This window comes from Candidatus Litorirhabdus singularis, from assembly GCF_026262625.1.
GTDB classification, from domain to species: domain Bacteria; phylum Pseudomonadota; class Gammaproteobacteria; order Pseudomonadales; family Halieaceae; genus Litorirhabdus; species Litorirhabdus singularis.
In genome coordinates this window covers 759451-780637 of sequence record NZ_SHNN01000001.1, presented here as the reverse complement: position 1 = coordinate 780637, position 21187 = coordinate 759451, and the positions used below count along the sequence as shown (strand labels likewise).

Genomic DNA, 21187 nt, shown 5'->3' with positions numbered 1-21187 from the left:
TGGGCGCACCCGTTAGGAGTTAATCATGCACAAGCTTATACTGGGGCTAGCCCTGAGCTTAGCGTTTACTGGCGCTGCCGTCGCCGACGAAATTACTGCGATTTATGACAAGAGCTGCAAGATCTGCCACCAGGCTGGAGTAGCCGGTGCACCCAAGACAGGAGACGCTGCGCAGTGGGCTCCACGGTTGGAAAAAGGCATGGACGCGTTAGTGATGTCCGTGCAGAACGGCATGGGTGTTATGACTGCTAAAGGTATGTGTTTTGACTGTTCCGCTGATGACTACAAGGCACTTATTAAGTATATGGCTGAGGCCAAATAGGTTTGATGAGCGCCCCTTGAAACTGCAATTCTTTGGAAATTACATGAATAAGATAACCTTAAGTCTGGCTCTGCTGTTGAGCTTCACACCCGCTGTTTTTGCTGGTGACGCTGCTGCCGGTAAAGATAAGTCTCTGTCCTGCTCGGCGTGTCACGGTGCTGATGGCAATAGCGAGGTGCCAATGTGGCCCAAACTAGCGGGTCAGAACGAAAAATATCTGATCAAGCAGCTCCATGACATCAAGTCTGAGGCCCGTCCCGTGCCGACTATGGCCGGACAGCTGGACAATATGAGCGACGAGGATATGGCAGATATCGCTGCCTGGTTTTCGAGCCAGACAATCACCGGTGGTCAGGCAGACCCGGACAAGATTGCTATCGGCGAAAAGATCTATCGTGCGGGTAATAGCGCTCGTGGCGTAGCCGCCTGTGTGGCATGTCACTTGCCGCGTGGCAATGGTCTGGCTCCGGCTGGTTTCCCATCACTGGCAGGGCAGCACGCGGAGTATATTGCTGACCAACTGCGGAGTTTTCGCAGCGGTGCTGAAAACACCCTCGAAGAAGACCCGAATGCGCGTACCAATGATGGCGATAGCCGGATTATGCGAGATATTGCTAGTCGCATGAGCGACAAGGAAATAGACTCGGTTGCGAGTTATATCACTGGTCTTTACTAGAGCTGGAGAAGTTACTGTGAGAAATTTGCTACTGTCGCTGAGTTTGATTCTGCTGGTGCCTCTGGCTGCCTGTGCTCAGGATGTCGCTTATCAGGAGGGAGAGCACTACGACCTGGTCAGTCCTGAGTTGCGAGGTCGTGACCCTGCCAAAATCGAGGTATTAGAATTTTTCTGGTACGGCTGTGGACATTGTTACAATTTTGAACCACTGCTGACTCGCTGGAAGAAAACCCTGGCCGATGATGTTGATTTTGTTGGTTCGCCTGCCGTCTGGCGGCCGCCTATGGACTTGCATGCCAAGGCCTACTACACGGCGCTGGCACTGAACGTATTTGATACGATTCATCCGGCGATGTTCGCTGCTATGAACGTTGACCGTAATCCGCTGCGTGCCGAGGGAGACATAGCCGCGCTGTTTGCAGCCAATGGCGTGGCGGCGAAGGATTTCACCAATACGTTTAATTCTTTCGGTATTAATAGTCAGATGCAGCAGGCAGAATCGCGCGCTCGAAGCGCTAAAGTCAGTGGCACTCCGGAGCTGTTGGTTGCGGGCAAATACCGCGTCACCACCGGCAAAGCCGGCAGTCAGGCGGGTATGCTGAAAATAGCTGACTATCTTATTGCCAAGGAACGCGCTGCGCGTCAGTAGTGAGAGTGGTGTTGGTTAGAAGGGGCCGCTTAGCGGCCCTTTTTTATGCGCGGGTTTCAGGCCCGGAGTCCGCGGAATTGGCCTAGATTTCGAGCCATTGCGGCGTTGGTAGTCCCTTGTTACGCAGGAACACCGGGTTGAAGAGTTTGCTCTGATAGCGCTGTCCGTAGTCACACAGAATGGTGACGATGGTGTGTCCGGGTCCCAGTTTTTTAGCCAGTTGGACGGCACCGGCAATATTGATGCCACTGGAACCGCCTAAACACAGTCCCTCCTGCTGGAGCAGGTCAAATACGTAGGGCAAGGCTTCGGCGTCGCTAACCCTAAACGCGTGATCAACGCGAGCTGCGGCGAGGTTGTCGGTAATATGATTGATACCGATACCTTCCATGATAGAGGTGCCTTCGGCCTTGAGCGCGCCGTTATTGTAGTACTCGAAGAGAGAGGCTCCGTCGGGGTCGGCGACGCCAATGGCTATGTCCGGGTTATGTTCTTTGAGATTGTTGGAAACGCCAGAGAGGGTGCCTCCGGTACCCACCGCGCAGATGAAGCCGTCGACTTTACCGTCGGTTTGCTGCCATATCTCCTCGCCCGTTGTGCGCGCATGCACTTCCATGTTGGCGAGGTTATCAAATTGACGTGCCCACACGGCACCCTGGGGATGTTTACCCGCTAGTTTCTCCGCCAGTCGGCGTGCGGTATGCACGTAGTGTCCTTCATCGGCGTAGGAGGCCGCAGGCACCAGATGCAGTTCGGCGCCCAGTAGTTCCAGCGTGTCAATTTTCTCCTTACTCTGGGTCATCGGCATGACCACGACACTTTTGTAGCCCAGCGCATTGGCCAATAGTGTTAGTCCGATGCCGGTATTCCCGGCAGTACCTTCCACAATGCAACCACCCGGTTCGAGCTGTTGCCTGGCCACCGCGTCTTCAATGATGCCCAGTGCGGTGCGGTCTTTGACGGAACCACCAGGGTTGAGAAATTCGGCTTTGCCATAGATTTCGCACCCGGTCATCTCGGAAGCCTGGCGCAGCCGTAACAGCGGCGTATTGCCAATCAGCTGGGTCACGTTCGCGGCTTGTTTCACAATTCCATACTCCGGTGCTCAATTAACTGCGGCAGTATCTCATGAGGTCTTGAGCAGACGCCAGATCAGTAATAGTGACAGGCCGCTGGTAGCCATGATGACGTAGGTCATGGGGGCTGCACTGTCGATCAGTAGTGCGCCGACCAGCGCACCCGCTACCGATGACAGGCCCATCTGAATAAAGCCCATTAAGGCTGACGCGGTGCCTGCCATATGTGGGAAGGGGCGCAAAGCCGCGGCCATGGCATGTGGCAACATGATGCCCAACGACATCGAGAATAGCGCCATGGGCACTATGATACTGGCTGGCGCTGGCGCCAAGGCATTGGCGGACCACATCAAGACCGCAGCTGTGAAACCGATTCTGGCACCAAGCCACATCACCTGTTCGGGCTTGTTGCCGTGGATCAACCGCGTGCTAAAGGCATTGCCTGCCATATAGCCGGCTACGGTGGGCAGGAACAGCAGTCCAAAATAGCGCGTCGGTACACCCATCATGTCGACGAAAATAAAACTGGAGCCGGATAGAAAGCAGACCATGCCCGCATAGAGTAGGGAGCTGGCGCAGGTGGTCGCCATAAACCTGCGGTGACGTAATAACTCCAAATAATTGCCGGCAATTCTGCGCGGGTGCAGTGATTGCTGGATCGGAAGCGATTCGGGCAGTTTTAGAATCACAAAAATAATGGATATCAGAGAATACAGGGCCAGCAGGTAGAAAATGGCCGACCATGTCCACCATTCCAGCATCAGTCCACCCACGGTGGGAGCTATCGCCGGAGCCAGCGCCATAATCATGGCGATATAGGCCAGTGCCTTAGCGGCGCCCATAGGTCCAAAGACATCACGGGCGATGGCACGACCCAGGGTCGGCCCTACACAGGCCCCGATACCCTGGACAAAGCGCCACATGATCAATTCATTGATAGTGGCAGCCTGGGCGCAGGCAAATGAGGCAGCGATGAACAGAGCAACGCCACCGATCAGAACCGGTTTGCGCCCATAGCGATCCGCCAGCGGTCCGCATACCAGATGGAACAGGGCAAAACCGAGCAGGAAACTACTGATTGTGAGCTGTACGCGGGCGTTATCGGTAGCAAAGTCATCGACCATACCGGGCAATGCCGGTAGGTACATATCGATAGTGAGCGGTCCCAGGGCGACCAAAGAGGCCAGCAGAACCAGTAGGCCGGGAGATTGCTTTATAGGGGATGAGTGCGTCATGGGTGCGCGATGCTAGCACATCCATGACCGCGGCGCGGTCGCGCCGCGAGCTTTGTCGGGCTTACTTCTCGAACTGCAGTACGGTCTTCCACCACAGCTTGGGAAACAGGATTTTCCAGATCTGGAGCAGGCGGGCTTCGCCGGGATAGATGACATCTTTGCCTTTGGCCAGGCCTTTCTCGATGGCATCAATCATTTTCTCCGGATCGGCCAGGCGACCGCTGCTCTGTGCCTGCAGAATGCTGCCGGGAGTATCCGTACTGATGGTCTGTTCAATCAGCGCGGTGTTTACCGCGGGTGGGCAGACCAGGTGAATCTTGACCGCGCTGGTGGCCCGAATCTCGTTCTGTAGGCATTCTACGTAGGTGTTAACGGCTGCCTTGGTGGCGCAATAGGCGCCCATTTTCGGCACAAAGGCATAGCCGGCAATAGAGCCGAACAGGACCATAGTGCCGGAGTCACGCTCCATCATCTTGGGCAATAGCGTTTTGATCATATAAATAGTGCCGAAGAAGTTGACCTGGAACAGAAACTCAACTTTCTCCACGCTGTGGTCCGCCAGCGCGTGCGCGGGCATCAGGGCTGCGGCGTGGACCAGCAGGTCTACCGGGCCCAGCGCTGCCTCTACTTCGGCTATTCGCGCTTGAATATCGGACTGGCTGGAAATATCGCAACGAAAGGCGGTGATATTGTCGGTGGCGGCGGTCTCAGCCATGCCCTCTTCATTGAGGTCGAAGATGGCAACTGTGGCACCCTGTGCTGCCAGGCGACGGGCGTATATTTGCCCCATACCACTGGCTCCGCCGGTGACCAGCGCAACTTTCCCCTGCATGGACTCGCTCATACGTTCTCCTATTAACTAATAGTCTGTAGTAAGGAGGGCGATGATACCTGCGTGACTAAACCCTGACAACCAGTGCCTAGCGCTGCAACTGTTGCTGTCTGAAGGTGTCTGCGATATCCGCACAGCGTTGTTCCAGCTGCGCTGTTTTACGCAGTTGTGTATCTAAAGCCGGGCTTAAGGGCTGTTTCTGGCTGAGGAATGCGACCAGGGCCTTGGCGTTTTGCTGCGAGCAGTTGGTAGGAATCAGATAGGGCGACAGGTAGCGCATAAATTGCTGGTCTCGAGATTGGTCCAGGTGCTCAAGCTCAGTGAGCAGAAGCGCGGCTGACATTTCGTGCCGCTGTGGAGCTGGATGCAGATTCTGCAGGATGATGCGGCTGTGGTTGAGGCGATAGTTGTCGTCGACGCGCAGCGCCTGCTCCCGCCACGTGGCTTTTTCGCTGCGTGGAGCCAGCGCCACCTGTGCAGCCAGATAACGCCGCTGACCGTTGTCAGAATTGTCGCGGCGACTTTCCTGTTCGATTAGCTGCTTGCAGCCGGAACAACGGTATCCCGCCAACTGACGCAAGGCATTCCAGCGCCGGTCCTGATCTAGCTCAACGCCGTCAACGCCGGGTTCTTCCAATAGGCTGCGCAGACGGTCTAGCGCCTTAGCGTTGCTGGCAGCTCGAATATAACCATCAAGCCAGGTTTTGCGGGCGTCACCGCGCTCCCTTTGTACAGCGCGCCACATCAATGGTTCCAGAACGCGGGCACTGCGCTGATGTTCCTCATAGCCACCGGGCATTATTTCCAGCCAGGCATAACTGCGGGCAACGGTGCCGAGAATACTGCCGACCAGACGTAGATTGGATTCACCAGCCAGGTTGGCCTCGACAATTTGCAGGTACTGCGCCAGCGACAGGCGACGGTCCTGAACCATGGCCCATAGGTCCTGCCATAACATCGCGCGCTGCAGCGGCTGCGCGACAGTATTAATATGATGGCGGACCACATTCAGTGAGCGTGAGTCTAGATTGACCTTGATATAGGCCAGGTCGCGATAGTTTGGATAGACCAGATCCGGACAGTCTTCTCCATTGACGCTGGCAACACTGGTGCGCTGGGAGCGCAGCAAGACAGGAATACTTTGGCGCAGCTCCAGCTTTCCGGCGCGCTTGTCATACAGCGCAACCTCTAACTGATGTTCGCGCAGTACCGGGTGCTCTGTGGGTGCCGATTGGATTAACTCCAGAGAGCGGATCTTACCGCCGCGGCATTGCAATCTGGCTTCAACCGAGTTCAGGCCGGGTTGGCGCAACCACTGGTCGGTCCATTCATCCAGCGGTGTTGCGGCGGCGGCAGACAAGCTGCTCATAAAATCTTCCAGAGTGGTATTTCCATAGGCGTTGGCGGCCAGATAGTCGCTGACGCCGCGCTGGAATACTTCAGCGCCCAGCCGTGCGTGCAATTGTTTGAGCGATGCTGCACCTTTGCCGTAGGTGATGCCGTCAAAAATGTTTTCGGCTACGGCGGTATCTGCCACCGGCAAGTCTATTGGGTGAGTGGTAACCAACTGGTCCTCGGCGTAAGCCCATTGCTTGAAGCCCAGCAAAAAGTCCAGTCCGGCACCGTCGAACTCTGGCTGCGGCTCCAGTGCTAAATAGGCCATTAAAGAGGCGAAGCTTTCATTCAGCCAGAGGCCATTCCACCAAACCATGGTCGTCAGGTCGCCAAACCACATATGCGCCATTTCATGGTAGATAGTCTTGGCCAACGACTGCTTCCGCAGCAGTGTCGGCTCGGTGCGATGGATGAAACGTTCACTGAAGGTGACGGCGCCGATGTTCTCCATGGCGCCATGGTTAAAGTCCGGCACCAGCAACTGGTCGTACTTGAGAAACGGGTAGGGGAACTTAAAATAGTCGTCAAAAAAGTCAAAGCCACGGCGGGTGTAATCAAACCAGAGCTCGGGGTCGATATACTCTGCCTGAGACTGACGGGCCAACAGCCGCAAGGGGTAGCGAAAATCCGCGTCTTCCCAAACTCGATAATCGCCCGCATGCAAAGAGAAAACATAGGAACTCATTATCGCGCTGGTCGGAAACTGCCATATGCGTTGTTCGCCGCTGGCGTTGATATTCGACTCCCGCACGCTGCTGACCACCAGCCATTCGGCCGGTGCGGTTACCTGCAATGTGAAGCTGGCTTTAAGGTCAGGCTGGTCAAAGTGCGGAAACACCCGGTTGGCGCCCCAGGGCTCGAGATTGGTATACAGGTAGATCGCGTCGTCGAGCGGGTCCTGATAGCGGTAGAGGCCAGTGCCATCGCGGCTGTAAGCATGGTCATAAGTGATCGTCAGGCGATTGCTGCCCGCACGCAGATAGCGCTCATTCAGGCTGATGAATGCGCCGTTGTAGGAGAACTTTGTCTCCTCGCCGTTTACCGTCAACTGGTGTATCTGGCCGTCATGAAAATCTATAGTGAGCGGGGCACCACTGGCCTGATAGTCAAACTCCAAAATGGCCTCGCCGGCGAAGCGGGTCGGCGTAGCTTCCAGAGTAATAGCCAGCGTATAGCTGAGGTTGGAAACGCTCGCGGCACGCCGTTGTGCTTCTATCTCTGACAGCCAGCTGCCGGCCTCGCGTTGAGGTAGCGGGTTGGGTTGCTGGGGCATCTCACTGCAGCTGGCGCAAAACCCTATCAGTGCCAACAGCAGAAGTTGGCGTACGGAAACTCCAGGCATGATATTCAGCTCCCGCCGCTAATGTGGTCGAGGGGTAACTCGGTACGGCTTATAACTCGTCGCAAAACGAAACTGGAGTGCACACCAGTAACACCTTCAATACGAGTCAGCTTGCCCAATAGGAACGCCTCGTAGTACTCCATGTCGGGTACTACAGCACGCAACAGGTAATCGGCGGACTGGCCGGTCACAACGCTGCACTCGATAACTTCGTGAAAGTCGCGTACCGCTGTTTCGAAATTCTCGAAGCGTTCCGGTGTGTGACGGTCCATGGTGATGCCAATAATAGCGGTTAACTTGAGGCCTAGTGCCGATTGGTTAAGTAGGGTGACATGACGCTCTATAATGCCCGAGTCCTGTAGTCGTTTGACTCGGCGTGAGCAGGGTGTCGGCGACAGTCCTACTGCATCTGCCAGTTCCAGGTTGGTGATACGACCGTTGCTTTGCATCTCCTGCAGGATGCGACGGTCAGTACGGTCGAATTTCATTGCAACAATTCCTCTAAATGGACTGCGACACAGCGACCGAGCGCGTCCAGGTTATAACCGCCTTCCAGCGTCGACACCATGCGGCCAGCGCAGTAACGCTGTGCCAGGTCTTTAATGAAGCAGGTCAACCAGCGGTAGTCTGCGTCTTCCAGACACAGACCGCCAAGCGGGTCCTCGCGGTGGGCGTCAAAGCCGGCAGAAACCAGTATCAACTCTGGTCTGTGTGCGGCCAGAGCGCGCGACCAGTCAGCCTCTACTTGCAGCCTAAAGGCTGCGCCGGCGGTCTGTTCTGACAGGGGTGTTAGTACAATATTAGGTCGTTCTAGCTGATCATAGCGGCCAGGATAAAACGGGAATTGGAAACTGCTGCATACCAGTACTTCCGGCCGGTCCTGAAAGATTTGCACCGTACCGTTGCCGTGATGCACGTCAAAGTCCAGGATCGCGACTCTTTCCACTCCCAGATTGAGCGCACGCTCGGCGGCCAGTGCGACGTTATTGAAGATGCAAAACCCCATGCCCGCCGCCGCTTCTGCGTGGTGTCCGGGCGGGCGCACCGCGCAAAATGCATTGTCAGCCGTGCCGGCGATCACTTGTTCCACGGCTTCAATCGCAGCCCCGGCAGCGAGTCTTGCGGCGCGCAGGCTGTGGCGATTTATAGAGGTGTCAGGGTCGATGCGGGCGATGCCCTCGCCCGGCCGTAATTCCGCCAATCGATCAATGTAGTGGCGCGGATGCACTCCGGCGAACAGTTCGGCGTCAATCTCACCTGCTTTGCGACGCAGCAGCTGGTTCGCCCATGTGGTTTGCTCCAGCGCCTGCTCAATACTGGCCAGACGCTCTGGGCTCTCGGGGTGATTGTCCAGCATTACGTGTCGCTGGCAGTCCTGATGGCTGATTAGTAAGGTGGTCACGGCCACAGTTTAGTACCATATGTCCCGCACAAGCCAGTTCCAGCGTGGACAACTGGCTTGTTCCGCAACAGGAGTGAGCAGGAAACATGGGCGAAACAACATTGGCTGTAGAATTTTCCGATATTGAGGCCGCGGCAGAGCGTATTGCTGGCCTGGTGCACCGCACCCCGGTGCTGACCAGCTCACGGCTCAATGAACACTGTGGCTCGGACTTGTACTTTAAGTGCGAAAACCTTCAAAAGGCCGGCGCCTTCAAGGCGCGCGGTGCCTCCAATGCGGTCTATTCCCTGGCAGAGGCTGACCTTGCCGCCGGCGTTGCAACGCATTCGTCGGGTAATCATGGCGCTGCGCTGGCCATGGCTGCCGCGAGCCGAGGTATCGGCGCTCATATTGTAATGCCGGAAAATGCGGTAGGCGCCAAGCAGGAGGCGGTAGCGGCGTACGGTGGGTCGATTATCAAATGCGAGTCCAACCTGCCAGCGCGTGAAGCCATGCTGGAGCAGGTGGTGGCAAAAACTGGCGCCGGCGTAGTGCATCCGTATAACGATGCGCGGGTTATTGCGGGTCAAGGTACGGTGATGTTGGAATTATTGGAGCAAATAGCCGAGCTTGATGTGGTGGTGGCTCCAGTTGGCGGCGGCGGCTTGCTATCGGGATTAGCTTTGGCGGCTAAGTCACTGCGGCCGTCGATAGAGGTGGTTGGTGCTGAACCGGCCGGCGCGGATGACGCTTTTCGTTCCTTTGGTCTGGGCCGCCTGATTCCGCAAGATAATCCGCAGACGATAGCGGATGGTTTGCGCGCTGGTCTGGGCGTACTTAACTTTCCGATTATCCAGCGCCATGTCGATACTATTCTTACCGTCACTGAGCAGAGCATTGTGGAAGCCATGCAGTTGCAATGGAGCCGCCTGAAAACCGTGACTGAGCCTTCTGGGGCGGTTAGTTTTGCTGCCGTGCTGGAGCATCCCGAACGTTTTCGCGGCCGCCGGGTGGGGGTGCTCGTGAGTGGTGGTAATGTCGACTTCGATAATCTGCCCTGGTGAACACTATGAATCAATGTCAGCCCTTTCATCTGGCACTGCCAGTAACCTCTTTGGAGCAGTCCCGCCACTTTTACGGCGAGCTGCTGGGCTGTGCTGAGGGGCGTAGTTCGGAGCGATGGGTCGATTTTAATTTTTGGGGTCATCAGTTGGTCGTGCACCTGGTAAGCCCGGAGCAGATGTCCTCAGTGGCTACCAACCCGGTTGATGGTGAAACGGTGCCAGCGGCGCATTTTGGCCCGGTATTACCCTGGGCTGATTTTATGCCGCTGGTCGATCGGCTGCGCGAGCGCGGCGTGGAATTTGTGATAGCACCGACAGCTCGATTTGCAGGACGCAGGGGAGAGCAAATGACGCTTTTTGTAAAGGACCCCAGTGGCAATCACCTGGAATTTAAGAGTTTTCGCAATATCGAGATGTTGTTTGCTCGCGACGGTCTCGATTATCCTTGAATAGAAGGGCGCATCCCCCGCTATAACTGGGCGGCCGGCTGTGCTTATAATGCAGTCTGATTATCAGCGGAGATAATAATGGAAGCTGTAGCTTTAGTAACGCTGTTGGTGGCACTTGAGTATTTCTATCTCGCCATCATGGTTGGCAAGGTTCGCACGGAAACGGGCATCTCTGCTCCAGCGATCGTGGGCAATGAAAAATTTGAGAGAGTTTTTCGAGTTCAGCAAAATACGCTGGAGCAATTGGTCATATTCTTTCCTTCGCTGTGGATATTTGCCTATTACCTGAGCGCGGAAATAGCCGCAGCATTGGGGGTGGTGTTTTTGATAGGGCGGATTATGTATGCACGTGGTTACGTCGCTGATCCTGGACGCCGGGCACCGGGGTTTATCATTGGTAGTCTGGCGACATTGGCGCTGCTATTGGGTGGTATGACCGGGGCATTTCTGGAATGGCTTTAATAGCGAAACCTCGGGCACTGTGCCGTTGGCGCCGGCTCAGATAGGGCGATTGCAGTGACCAGGGGGGCAACTACGAGCAATTACTGTAGCGTCAGCCCCGGCAAACGATGAGTGCGTCCCCTCCGTCCAGCGCTTGGCTGCAATGGCTGAAGCGACCCTTTCTGACGGTTTTTTCATTGCAGGGCTTCCAGCGACGGCGCGAATTTGACGGCGATCGTTTTGAGCAAGTGATGGTGAACAACCGTAGGGTCGCCTACCGTTACGTGTTGATGGCGATCGCGGTGATGCTGGCCCCCATTGATGCGCATAATTTCTACGCCGGACACTATATCCCTGCCTTCGCCGGGCTCTTTCTGCTGGCATTGTTTCTGTTTAATATCGTTTTGTTGGCGCGAGACCGTGAGCCGTTTCTGTCACCACCAACGGTCTTATTAATGACTCTGTTTTTGGTGCTGCTGTCTCTGGCCTATGGTCTTAGCTACAACCTTTACTGGATTTACCCGCTGCTAGTGGCGCTGCCAGTATTGCTAAAGACGCGTGTTTCGGTCTGGCTCGGTATATTGGTTGGCGTGGTGGTGACGCCTTTTGTGTTTATGCGCTTTGACAGCAGTACCGCCATTATAGTTTGTATGAGCATGGTGCACACCTGGTTGATCAGTGCCTGGTTAATGTTTGCGGTTTCGGAGCAGTCTCGTCGACTCAGTGAACTGGCGATCACCGACCCATTGACGGGGGCTTTTAACCGCCGTCATCTGCAGCGAGAGGCGCGCAAAGCTTTCAAGATTTGGCGCAGTGAAGGGCGGCCGGCAACGCTGTTGCTGTTAGACGTTGATTACTTTAAAGATGTTAACGACAGCTTGGGACATGATGCGGGCGACCGTGTTCTGTGTAGCATTGTTGATATTATTTGCGATCGCACGCGGCAAAAAGATGCTGTATTTCGCTATGGCGGAGAAGAATTCGTGGCTTTGCTGCTGGAAACGGGTGAGGCGGATGCGATTCAAGTTGCCGAGGATATCAGGACCGCGGTGCTTGCCGCTGATGTGGCGCCTACTCTTGAGACTACGGTGAGCATTGGAGTCTGCGATGTGACTCAGGCGAAGAGCATTGATCACTGGCTGAGTCAGTGTGACCGCGCGCTGTATCAGGCCAAGGCGGAGGGGCGCAATCGAGTGGTTATTGCTACTCCTGGCGCTGTGCAGGGTCGCCATGTCTGAGGTGCTAATCCAGCTGCGGGTGCCAAACGTAACGTCTGTAACTGGAGGAGGTTGGCGAGTGGTTTTGAAAAGGTTACTGCCGGTATGCTTATGCCTGCTTTTGACAAGCTGCAGCAATGCTTTTGTCTATAATCAGTTGGACTGGCTGATTCCCTGGTATATGGGGGATTACGTCAATCTGACCCGAGACCAAAAAAAGTCTCTGAAACAAGAATTACAGCCCCTGCTGCAGTGGCATCGTGAAGAAGAGCTTCAGAGCTATCTGATAATTCTGGAAGGTATTGAGTCGGACCTGGATCAACCGGTAGATTCAGCTGTGATTAAAGCCTGGACTGACGAACTACTGGTGGCTTATACGCGGCTGGAGGAACGCAGCCTGGACCTGGCGTTCACTCTTGGGGAGCAAATGAGCGATGCCCAGCTGGCGGACTTTATGGGCGAGCTTTATGAAGAGCAGGCAGACCTCGAGGAGGAGTACCTGGGTCGCACGGACGCCGAGTTTCGTGAGCAGACTTTCGAGAATTTTGAGGACGGTCTTAAGAGTTTTATGGGCAAACTGCAGCCAGAGCAGAAACAGCTACTGCAAGAGGCTGCGGCGGACATGCATCGCTTTGATGAGGCATGGTTACAGCAGCGCCGGAAGTGGTTGGCCCAGACTGAGGAGCTGCTGGAGCGTGAGCCAGGCTGGCAGCAGCGCGCTAGAGATATTCTGGATCAGCGTGAGTCACACCAGTCGGAGGAATATGTGGCTGCAAACGTGCACAACGAACAGGTTATCTACCAAGTGCTGGCGGCGGTGATTGATTCTCGCAACGACAAGCAAGATCGGCGGGTGCGTAAAGAGCTCGGCGGCTTCAAACGTGACCTGAACAAGCTCATCGCTCGAGAAAAGTCCTGACCGCCAATCGTTAAGATAATCGAGCTGAGCAAAGACCAGTGCCCACAAGCCCAGTCGTCAGCGGCGCTTAAACGCAGAAATGGCGAATGAATTGCCGCAGTAGATCGATGCAGGGTGTGAATTGATCCAGCTCGATATATTCATCGGGTTGATGGGCGCGATCGATTGAGCCGGGTCCGAGAATAATGGTGTCCATCCCAAGTTGCTGTAGGTATGGCGCCTCAGTGGCAAACGCAACAGCTCCACCCGTGTGCCCGGTCAGCTTTTCTGCCAGTTGCACCAATTCACATTCCGCACTCTGCTCGAACGCCTCGGCACCGGTGATTAATGATTCCACACTGATCTGCAGGCCGCTGGAGCTGGCGACGCGGTCCATCAGCTGGCGGATTTCGTTTCGCACCAGTTCATTGCTGCAGCCGGGCGTTGCTCGCACGTCAAAGTGCAGCTCAGTACTGCCGCAGATCCGGTTGGGATTGTCGCCACCGTGTACGCAGCCAAAGTTCAGCGTCGGATACTGAACATCGAACATCGAATGCTGAAAACGCTGCTGTAGCGTTTCCCGGTATTGCATCAATTCTCCCAAGACCTGATGCAGGCCATCCAATGCATTATTGCCCAGGCTGGGGTCGGATGAATGACCGGAATTACCCAAGATACTCACCGCTTCCATGATGATGCCCTTGTGCAGTCGAATCGGTCGCAGTCCGGTGGGTTCACCGATAATCGCCTGCCTGGCGCGCGGGTGACCCGCAGCCGCCAGTGCTTTGGCGCCGGCCATGGAGCTTTCTTCGTCAGCGGTGGCCAGAATAATCAGTGGTTGCTTGAGCGCGGTGTCGGCGAAGTCGCTGGCGGCGGCAATAATCAGCGGAAAGAAGCCTTTCATATCGGTACTGCCAAGGCCGTACAGCTTGCCGTCGCGCTCAGTGATGGCAAGCGGATCAAACTGCCACAGTTCTTCATCAAAGGGCACGGTGTCGGTATGCCCGGCCAGCACCAGGCCACCGGGGCCGCTGCCAAGCGTGGCGATCAGATTGGCTTTGCTGCCGTCTGCGTTCAGTTCCTGAATTTCAATGCTAAAGCCCAGATCCGTCAACCAGCTTGCCAGAGTGTCTATCACCGCACGATTGCCCTGATCCAGACCAGGCTGGGTAGAGCTTACGGAATGCAGGCTGACCAGCTGGTGCAGCTGGTCTAGCGTCGAGGGAAGTTTCAACATGGGGTCAGTGTAGGTTACTGCGGGGCTTTTTAAAATCCTGCGTTACATGAAGTAACCCTTGAAGCAGAAGAAGAATATGATCGATAGACCCGCGCCAGCTGGGAGTGTGATTAGCCATGATGCCAGAATAGTGCCGATGATACGTAGGTTGAGCGCTGCGATACCGCGCGCCAGACCCACGCCCAGAACCGCGCCTACCAGGGTATGTGTGGTAGAGATAGGCAGTCCGGAAGCCGATGCGAGAACGACCGTAGATGCCGCTCCCAGCTCAGCGGCAAAACCGCGGCTGGGGGTGAGTTCAGTTATTTTCTTGCCGATAGTCGCCATGACCTTGAAGCCATAAGTCGCCAGCCCGACCACAATACCGGTGCCACCTAGCAACAGTATCCACCAGGGCAGGGAGGACTTCGCCGCAATTTCGCCGCCACTTTCAATGGTGCTCGCAATGGCTGCCAGCGGGCCGACAGCGTTGGCTACATCGTTGGAGCCGTGCGCGAAGGCCATGGCGCAGGCAGTGAAGACCATGAGAATGGCGAATACTCGCTCGACATTATCAAACCGGTGCTCTGTGCCCGGGTCGTCGGACACCCGCCGCAGCAGCAGCGAGCCAAGCAGGGCAACGCAGAGGCCAATGACGGCGCTCAGTGGCACCGCGTTGGCAAAATTGGAGCCCAGCCCGAGATCGATCTCTACGCCTACATGTTTTAGCCCCTTAACCAGGGTTACCATGGAGATCATAAAACCGACTATCCACATGTAGACCGGTATGTAGCGCTTGGCCTGCCGGAAGGGGTCATCGCTGTCGAGAATCAGCTTTTGTACGCTCATAAACAGCAGGAAGGAAATAGTGCCCGCTAACAGCGGCGATACCACCCAGCTGGCTGCAATTGAACCAACTTTGCCCCAGTTCACCACATCTGGAGAGATGCCAACCGCGGCAAAGCCAACGATGGCGCCGACAATGGAGTGGGTGGTTGAAACCGGCCAGCCCTTCATACTGGCGATGAGCAGCCAGGTGCCCGCCGCCAGCAAGGCCGATAGCATGCCGAAAACCAGAAGCTCAGGGTGGCCTTCCATTACCGAGGGGTCAATGATGCCCTTGCGGATGGTGCCGGTAACCTCGCCCCCGGCCAGATAGGCGCCAGCAAACTCGAATACAATCGCAATCATGATGGCTTGCTTCACGGTAAGGGCGCGAGAGCCCACTGAGGTGCCCATGGCGTTTGCAACGTCGTTGGCACCGACGCCCCAAGCCATAAAAAACCCGAAGCAGCAGGCAAGTATGAGGAGCAATTGCCCGTGTTCAGCGATGATAGTCATGCAGATATCCCAGTACGGTTTAGCGGTAGTGAGGTGGTATTTTTTGCGAAGTATAGGCGGGATTTGACTAAAGTGACACATATCCCGAAACGGAAAGCGGCGCCGCCGATCTGAGAGCGTCTGTGCTAGCATCTATGGAGTAGATTGTCAGGACAGGATATGGGTCAGCGATGAGTATCAGTTTAGAAAATTCGACGCCCGAACGTAAGCTTGATCTAGCGGGCCTCGTGCATCAGCTGGAGGCGGGTGGTGTTATCAGCGAGGCCGCAGCGCGGCGGCTGCGGGGCGTTAATCCGGGCTCGGTGCACCCGCTGGTATTTCTGGCGGAGCAAAAAATTGTTGATGAACGCAGTGCCCAGCGGCTGACGATGGAGCAGTTGTTACTGTGGCTGGGTAAAGAGGCCGGTCAGGGTTTTTTCTCTATCGACCCTCTGAAAATAAATGTTACCAGTATTGCCGACGTGATGAGCCTGGCTTTTGCTCAACGGCACAAAATTTTGGCGGTAGAAGTCTCTGACAATGAAGTAGTGATTGCCAGCGGTGAGCCCTGGATCAAGAGTTGGGAAGGCCAACTAGAGCATGTGCTGCGCAAACCGATTCGACGGGTATTGGCAGATCCACGCGACATTACCCGGCACACGGCTGAGTTTTACACCATGGCCAAGTCGGTGCGTGGCGCCCATGCCAAGGGTGGCCCAACCTCGGCTGCCGCAGGGGTAACCAATCTCGAGCAGATGCTTGAGTTGGGTTCAATGAAAGAGCCTGATGCCAACGATCAGCATATTGTCAGCATTGTAGACTGGCTGCTTCAGTACGCCTTTGAACAGCGTGCCAGTGATATTCACATTGAGCCGCGACGCGAGGTGGGTAATGTCAGGTTCCGCATTGATGGCGTGCTCTACAGCGTTTACGAGCTGCCGCAACAGGTAGCGGCGGCAGTCAGCAGTCGTTTCAAGATTCTGGGGCGTATGGATGTGGCTGAAAAACGTCGCCCACAGGATGGTCGCCTGAAAACCCGTTCGCCAGAGGGCAACGAAGTTGAGCTGCGACTGTCGACACTGCCGACCGCCTTTGGCGAGAAGCTGGTCATGCGGATTTTTGATCCCGAGGTGCTCAAGAAGAGCTTTGAGGATCTGGGCCTTGCTAATGAGGATTTGCGACGTTGGCGTGCCATGAATGCTATGGGTCACGGTATCGTGCTGGTAACCGGGCCTACTGGTTCGGGTAAAACGACCACCTTGTATTCAACGCTGCGCCAGTTGGCCACGCCTGAGGTCAACGTGTGCACCATTGAAGACCCTATCGAAATGGTGGAGGGTGCTTTTAATCAGATGCAGGTCAACCATCAGATAGACCTGGATTTTGCCACCGGGATCAGAGCATTGATGCGGCAAGACCCGGACATCGTCATGATTGGCGAGATTCGAGACTTGGAAACCGCAGAAATGGCGGTACAGGCGGCCTTGACCGGTCACCTGGTGATTTCAACGCTGCACACTAATGATGCTCCCAACGCGGTTACGCGCTTGCTGGAGCTGGGTGTTGCTCCCTATTTGATCAAGGCGACCGTGCGCGGGGTTATGGCCCAGCGTCTGGTGCGTATATTGTGTCCGTCCTGCAAAACTCCCGTGGCTGCCGATGCCGACGCTTGGCGCGAGCTGACGGCGCCCTGGAAGGTCAAGGTGCCGGCGCAAATCTGCCAGCCAGTAGGCTGTAGTGAATGCCGTGATACGGGTTACGTGGGGCGTCAGGGTATTTACGAAGTGTTGGTTATGTCGCAGGGTATACAGGAGGTGGTGCAGGCCCACACTGATACCGATGCGATGCGTAAACTGGCCATGCATGAAGGCATGCGAACCCTTCGTCTCAGCGGCGCCACCCGGGTTGCCAACGGCGAGACGACCATCGAGGAAGTGATGCGCGTAGCTCCGGCGTACAACGCTTAGCCGCCATGTTTAAATTGCCCGGGATAACTGACTCGGTGTTGGCGCGGCAGTGGCAGCAGGTACTGGCGGCGAGCAAGTTTGCTCAACGCCTGTGTCAGCAGCAGACGGCCATGGTCGTTGCGCTGCAAGACAGCGGCGATTTGCAAAAGCGCTATGAGGAGCAAGACCTGGAAGCCAAGCTGACGACTTTGCTGGCGGGGTGTGATTCTCGAGATGACCTGGGCATACGTTTAAGGCAGTTTCGCCAGCGTGAAATTTTGCGCATCTTGTGGCGCGACTTTACCCGGGCCGCGGCCACGATGGAAACGACCCGCGATATGTCGTTGTTGGCGGAAGCGTGTTTGGCGCAGGCGTCAGAATGGTTGCATCGTGAGCTGGCGACCGAATACGGCGAGCCGCTGGATGAGTCCGGTCAGGTACAGCAACTGCTGATTCTGGCGATGGGTAAGTTGGGTGCACGCGAACTTAATTTGTCATCCGATATTGACCTCATATTTACCTATCCCGAGCAGGGCAAAACCAGCGGCGGGAGGCGCAGTCTCAGTAATCAGGAGTTTTTTATCAAACTGGGCCAGCGTCTGATCACTGCACTGGACCAGATTACGGCGTACGGATTTGTATTCCGTGTGGATATGCGTTTGCGGCCCTATGGCGATAGCGGCGCACTGGTCATGAATTTCAGCGCGCTGGAGGAGTACTACCAGGACCAGGGCCGTGAGTGGGAACGTTATGCCATGATCAAGGCGCGCATTATCACTGGACCTGCAGAGCACCGTCGCGAACTCGAGGCGTGCCTGCGCCCGTTTGTTTACCGGCGCTACATTGATTTTGGGGTTATCGATGCTCTGCGCGATATGAAGTCGATGATCAGTGCTGAAATGCGCCGCCGCGGGTTGCAGCAGGACGTCAAACTGGGCCCGGGCGGTATTCGTGAGGTGGAATTTATTGCGCAGTGTTTTCAGCTTATTCGTGGTGGCCGGAACGCGGCCCTGCAGCAGCGGGAGCTATTGCCGGTGTTGGATGCCTGCGCTGACGATGGCTGCCTGCCGGCGGCGGCGGTGCTTGAGCTGCAACAGGCCTACCTGTTTCTGCGCGATGTTGAGCATGGAGTGCAAGGCTACGATGACCGGCAGATACAGGAACTGCCGAGTACCGATGAGGCACGTGAGGCGCTGCTGATAGCGCTGGGATTTGGTGACTGGGCGAGCTTTATGACGCAGCTCGACAGTCATCGACAGCGGGTCAGTTTTCACTTTGCCAATCTCATCGCTGACCCCGGTAGTGTTGAAGAAGCGCCGGCCAGTGTGCCGGTGTGGCCGGACCATCTGCAGGCCGACGCGCTGCGCGAAATCGGGTTTCATGATGGTGATGCCACGGCAAACCTCTTGCAGGAGCTGCGTGACAGCAGTCGCTTACGTTATCTGCAAGCCGAGGGCCGCGAGCGTCTGGACCGTTTTATGCCAGACTTGCTGCAGGCCTGTGGTCAGCATGAGTTTGCAGATCTGGCGTTGCAACGACTGTTGCCGTTGGTGCAGTCGGTAGCCCGGCGCAGCGCTTATCTGGTGTTGTTGTTAGAGAATCCGGCCGCGTTGCAGGTGTTAGTCAGTCTGTGTGCGGCCAGCCCCTGGATAGCAGAATTATTGACGCGGCAACCGGTACTGTTAGACGAGTTGCTGGATGAGCGCACATTGTATGGTCAGCCGGGTCGCGACGAGTTGCGTGATGCCTTGCAGATGCAGGTCGCGCGTCTGCCTCAGGATGATCTTGAAGCCCAGATGGAAGCGCTGCGTTATTTCAAGGCCTCCCAAATGCTGCATATTGCAGCCGGGGAAGTGTCAGGCCGCCTGCCGTTGATGCAGGTCAGTGATCGCCTGACTTTTCTTGCCGAGGCGATTCTCGAGCAAGCTGTGGCCGTGGCGTGGCACGACCTTACCTCGCGCCACGGTAGGCCGCGTCAGGAGGGTGACGGTAGCGGTTTTCTGGTGTTGGGTTACGGCAAGTTGGGCGGTCTGGAATTGGGGCACGGCTCTGATCTGGACCTGGTGTTTGTCTACGATGCGATTGCCGGGGGTAGCACCGATGGGCCACGTCCGCTGGACAATGCCGTGTTCTACACTCGCCTGGGTCAGCGCGTTATACAGATGCTGGATACCCGTACCGCCATGGGACAGTTATACGAAGTCGACATGCGCCTGCGGCCAGATGGTAACTCGGGCATGTTAGTGACCTCATTCAAAGGCTATGGCGACTACCTGCGCGAATCGGCATGGACCTGGGAACAGCAGGCTTTGGTGCGCGCGCGTGCGGTGGCTGGCGACGCAGATTTGGCACAGCGTTTTGTGTCGCTGCGGGCCGAGATTCTATGTCGCCCTCGACCGCAGGCAACCCTGGCCTCTGAAGTCGTTAGCATGCGCGAAAAAATGCGTGAACATTTACTGCCTACCAGTCTTGAACCAAGCGATCTGTTTCACCTCAAACAGGGCCTTGGAGGTATCGTAGACATTGAATTTATGGTGCAATATGCGGTTCTGGCGTGGTCGCGGCAGTCGCCCGAGCTTACAGCCTGGACAGACAATGTGCGCATACTGGAAAACTTGCAGCACGTGGGTTTGTTCACCCCTGAGGAAAGTACAGCTTTGACCCGGGCATACATCGCCCTTCGGTCAGCTGCGCATCAGTTGGCGCTGCAGCAAAGTCCTGGCGAAGTAGAGGCCGGGCAGTTTAAAACGGAAATTGCGGCGGTTACGCGCAAATGGAATCAACTTCTAGTAGGAGCAGAATTATGACAATGGCCGATCGGGATGGCGTGATCTGGCTGGACGGCGAGCTAGTGCCGTGGCGAGATGCGAAGGTGCATGTACTGACCCACACATTTCACTACGGTTTAGGTGTGTTTGAAGGCGTACGAGCTTACAAAACGGAATCTGATGGCACCTGTATTTTCAGACTCAAGGAACATACCGACCGCCTGTTCAGATCCGCGCATATTCTGCGTATGGACATGCCTTTTGAAAAAGAGGTGATCAATGAGGCGCAGCGCGCAGTAGTGCGCGAGAATGGTCTTGATGAAGGATACCTGCGGCCCATGTGCTTTTACGGTTCAGAGGGTATGGGGCTGCGCGCTGATAACTTGCGTACCCACGTTATGGTTGCTGCCTGGGAGTGGCCCTCTTACATGGAGCCGGAAGCTTTGGAGCGTGGCATCAAGGTCCGCACTTCGTCTTATACGCGTCACCATGTGAATATTTCGATGTGCAAAGCCAAGGCCAACGGCCATTACATCAATTCCATGCTGGCATTGCGTGAGGCGCTGGATAGCGGCTGTGAAGAGGCGCTGTTGTTGGATAACGAAGGCTACGTGGCCGAGGGCAGTGGAGAAAATTTCTTCATGGTGCGTGACGGCTGCCTGTATACGCCGGAGCTGACCTCCTGTCTTGATGGCATAACCCGCAGCACCATTTTTACACTGGCCGCAGAAATGGGCTATAGCATTGAAGAAAAACGTATCACCCGCGATACGGTTTACATCGCAGATGAAGCTTTTTTCACCGGTACCGCCGCTGAGGTTCTGCCGATCCGTGAATTGGACGGTCGTCGCATTGGTGACGGTAAACGTGGTCCGTTGACTGAAAAGTTGCAGGCAGCCTATTTTGCTGCGGTGCGAGGCTCTGACGAGCACAGCGAGTGGCGAGCGCCGATTTGAAAAT

The 21187-nt window shown here is 55.9% G+C and carries 19 protein-coding genes; 11 read left to right on the top strand and 8 right to left on the bottom strand.

Annotation, left to right across the window (positions count from 1 at the left end; translation table 11 throughout):
• The first annotated feature begins 25 nt into the window (after window positions 1-25).
• From EYC98_RS03495 to EYC98_RS03485, 3 genes are read left to right on the top strand one after another with little or no spacing between them, the layout of a single operon-like run.
• Complete coding sequence (locus EYC98_RS03495) at window positions 26-322, top strand: c-type cytochrome (RefSeq protein WP_279243913.1); 297 nt, start codon at window positions 26-28, stop codon at window positions 320-322.
• Between the two features lie 43 nt (window positions 323-365).
• The gene (locus EYC98_RS03490; protein WP_279243912.1) at window positions 366-998 is read left to right on the top strand and encodes a c-type cytochrome; all 633 of its coding nucleotides are present in this window, start codon (window positions 366-368) and stop codon (window positions 996-998) included.
• Window positions 999-1014: 16 nt separating this feature from the next.
• Entirely contained in the window at window positions 1015-1647 is a 633-nt protein-coding gene (locus EYC98_RS03485; RefSeq protein ID WP_279243911.1) for a thiol:disulfide interchange protein DsbA/DsbL, read from the top strand.
• Between the two features lie 82 nt (window positions 1648-1729).
• Here EYC98_RS03485 and EYC98_RS03480 read toward each other — a convergent pair whose 3' ends face one another.
• From EYC98_RS03480 to EYC98_RS03455, 6 genes are all read right to left on the bottom strand, one after another.
• Window positions 1730-2734, bottom strand: coding sequence for a cysteine synthase A (locus tag EYC98_RS03480; RefSeq protein ID WP_279243910.1), 1005 nt, complete (start codon window positions 2732-2734; stop codon window positions 1730-1732).
• Window positions 2735-2773: 39 nt separating this feature from the next.
• A complete protein-coding gene (locus EYC98_RS03475; RefSeq protein ID WP_279243909.1) occupies window positions 2774-3958 on the bottom strand; it encodes a multidrug effflux MFS transporter in 1185 nt (394 codons plus the stop codon).
• A 61-nt stretch (window positions 3959-4019) separates the two neighbouring features.
• On the bottom strand, window positions 4020-4802 hold the full coding sequence (locus tag EYC98_RS03470) for an SDR family NAD(P)-dependent oxidoreductase (RefSeq protein WP_279243908.1): 783 nt from the start codon (window positions 4800-4802) through the stop codon (window positions 4020-4022).
• Between the two features lie 76 nt (window positions 4803-4878).
• A complete protein-coding gene (gene pepN, locus EYC98_RS03465; RefSeq protein ID WP_279243907.1) occupies window positions 4879-7527 on the bottom strand; it encodes an aminopeptidase N in 2649 nt (882 codons plus the stop codon).
• 5 nt (window positions 7528-7532) lie between these two features.
• Entirely contained in the window at window positions 7533-8015 is a 483-nt protein-coding gene (locus EYC98_RS03460; protein WP_279243906.1) for an Lrp/AsnC family transcriptional regulator, read from the bottom strand.
• The gene (locus EYC98_RS03455) at window positions 8012-8935 is read right to left on the bottom strand and encodes a histone deacetylase family protein (RefSeq protein ID WP_279243905.1); all 924 of its coding nucleotides are present in this window, start codon (window positions 8933-8935) and stop codon (window positions 8012-8014) included. The genes EYC98_RS03460 and EYC98_RS03455 overlap by 4 nt, the downstream gene beginning before the upstream one ends.
• Window positions 8936-9015: 80 nt before the next feature.
• Between EYC98_RS03455 and EYC98_RS03450 the strand changes: the two genes are divergently transcribed.
• The 5 genes from EYC98_RS03450 (at window position 9016) to EYC98_RS03430 (ending at window position 12998) form a co-directional block, all read left to right on the top strand.
• The gene (locus tag EYC98_RS03450) at window positions 9016-9972 is read left to right on the top strand and encodes a pyridoxal-phosphate dependent enzyme (protein ID WP_279243904.1); all 957 of its coding nucleotides are present in this window, start codon (window positions 9016-9018) and stop codon (window positions 9970-9972) included.
• Window positions 9973-9977: 5 nt separating this feature from the next.
• The gene (locus tag EYC98_RS03445; RefSeq protein ID WP_279243903.1) at window positions 9978-10421 is read left to right on the top strand and encodes a VOC family protein; all 444 of its coding nucleotides are present in this window, start codon (window positions 9978-9980) and stop codon (window positions 10419-10421) included.
• 78 nt (window positions 10422-10499) lie between these two features.
• Window positions 10500-10883 carry an MAPEG family protein gene (locus EYC98_RS03440; protein ID WP_279243902.1) on the top strand — a complete coding sequence of 128 codons (384 nt, stop codon included), beginning with the start codon at window positions 10500-10502 and terminating at the stop codon, window positions 10881-10883.
• Between the two features lie 107 nt (window positions 10884-10990).
• Complete coding sequence (locus EYC98_RS03435) at window positions 10991-12100, top strand: GGDEF domain-containing protein (RefSeq protein WP_279243901.1); 1110 nt, start codon at window positions 10991-10993, stop codon at window positions 12098-12100.
• A 58-nt stretch (window positions 12101-12158) separates the two neighbouring features.
• Window positions 12159-12998 carry a DUF6279 family lipoprotein gene (locus EYC98_RS03430; RefSeq protein WP_279243900.1) on the top strand — a complete coding sequence of 280 codons (840 nt, stop codon included), beginning with the start codon at window positions 12159-12161 and terminating at the stop codon, window positions 12996-12998.
• A gap of 67 nt (window positions 12999-13065) precedes the next feature.
• Here EYC98_RS03430 and argE read toward each other — a convergent pair whose 3' ends face one another.
• Both argE and EYC98_RS03420 read right to left on the bottom strand, forming a co-directional pair.
• Complete coding sequence (gene argE / locus EYC98_RS03425; RefSeq protein WP_279243899.1) at window positions 13066-14214, bottom strand: acetylornithine deacetylase; 1149 nt, start codon at window positions 14212-14214, stop codon at window positions 13066-13068.
• 42 nt (window positions 14215-14256) lie between these two features.
• Window positions 14257-15534, bottom strand: coding sequence for an inorganic phosphate transporter (locus tag EYC98_RS03420; RefSeq protein ID WP_279243898.1), 1278 nt, complete (start codon window positions 15532-15534; stop codon window positions 14257-14259).
• Between the two features lie 170 nt (window positions 15535-15704).
• On the opposite strand from EYC98_RS03420, the gene tfpB reads away from it, so the two are divergent.
• From tfpB to EYC98_RS03405, 3 genes are read left to right on the top strand one after another with little or no spacing between them, the layout of a single operon-like run.
• Entirely contained in the window at window positions 15705-17480 is a 1776-nt protein-coding gene (gene tfpB / locus EYC98_RS03415; RefSeq protein WP_279243897.1) for a type IV pilus assembly ATPase TfpB, read from the top strand.
• A gap of 5 nt (window positions 17481-17485) precedes the next feature.
• On the top strand, window positions 17486-20266 hold the full coding sequence (gene glnE / locus EYC98_RS03410; RefSeq protein WP_279243896.1) for a bifunctional [glutamate--ammonia ligase]-adenylyl-L-tyrosine phosphorylase/[glutamate--ammonia-ligase] adenylyltransferase: 2781 nt from the start codon (window positions 17486-17488) through the stop codon (window positions 20264-20266).
• A complete protein-coding gene (locus EYC98_RS03405; RefSeq protein ID WP_279243895.1) occupies window positions 20263-21183 on the top strand; it encodes a branched-chain amino acid transaminase in 921 nt (306 codons plus the stop codon). Before glnE ends, EYC98_RS03405 begins: the two co-directional genes overlap by 4 nt.
• Window positions 21184-21187: the final 4 nt, after the last annotated feature.

Bases quoted from the DNA above. Each gene is read 5' to 3' on its own strand.
- EYC98_RS03490 (WP_279243912.1), top strand. From the start codon at position 366: ATGAATAAGATAACCTTAAGTCTGGCTCTGCTGTTGAGCTTCACACCC.
- EYC98_RS03445 (WP_279243903.1), top strand. From the start codon at position 9,978: ATGAATCAATGTCAGCCCTTTCATCTGGCACTGCCAGTAACCTCTTTG.
- argE (WP_279243899.1), bottom strand. From the start codon at position 14,214: ATGTTGAAACTTCCCTCGACGCTAGACCAGCTGCACCAGCTGGTCAGC.
- pepN (WP_279243907.1), bottom strand. From the start codon at position 7,527: ATGCCTGGAGTTTCCGTACGCCAACTTCTGCTGTTGGCACTGATAGGG.
- EYC98_RS03495 (WP_279243913.1), top strand. From the start codon at position 26: ATGCACAAGCTTATACTGGGGCTAGCCCTGAGCTTAGCGTTTACTGGC.
- glnE (WP_279243896.1), top strand. From the start codon at position 17,486: ATGTTTAAATTGCCCGGGATAACTGACTCGGTGTTGGCGCGGCAGTGG.
- EYC98_RS03475 (WP_279243909.1), bottom strand. From the start codon at position 3,958: ATGACGCACTCATCCCCTATAAAGCAATCTCCCGGCCTACTGGTTCTG.
- EYC98_RS03470 (WP_279243908.1), bottom strand. From the start codon at position 4,802: ATGAGCGAGTCCATGCAGGGGAAAGTTGCGCTGGTCACCGGCGGAGCC.
- tfpB (WP_279243897.1), top strand. From the start codon at position 15,705: ATGAGTATCAGTTTAGAAAATTCGACGCCCGAACGTAAGCTTGATCTA.
- EYC98_RS03450 (WP_279243904.1), top strand. From the start codon at position 9,016: ATGGGCGAAACAACATTGGCTGTAGAATTTTCCGATATTGAGGCCGCG.
- EYC98_RS03460 (WP_279243906.1), bottom strand. From the start codon at position 8,015: ATGAAATTCGACCGTACTGACCGTCGCATCCTGCAGGAGATGCAAAGC.
- EYC98_RS03435 (WP_279243901.1), top strand. From the start codon at position 10,991: ATGAGTGCGTCCCCTCCGTCCAGCGCTTGGCTGCAATGGCTGAAGCGA.
- EYC98_RS03420 (WP_279243898.1), bottom strand. From the start codon at position 15,534: ATGACTATCATCGCTGAACACGGGCAATTGCTCCTCATACTTGCCTGC.
- EYC98_RS03405 (WP_279243895.1), top strand. From the start codon at position 20,263: ATGACAATGGCCGATCGGGATGGCGTGATCTGGCTGGACGGCGAGCTA.
- EYC98_RS03440 (WP_279243902.1), top strand. From the start codon at position 10,500: ATGGAAGCTGTAGCTTTAGTAACGCTGTTGGTGGCACTTGAGTATTTC.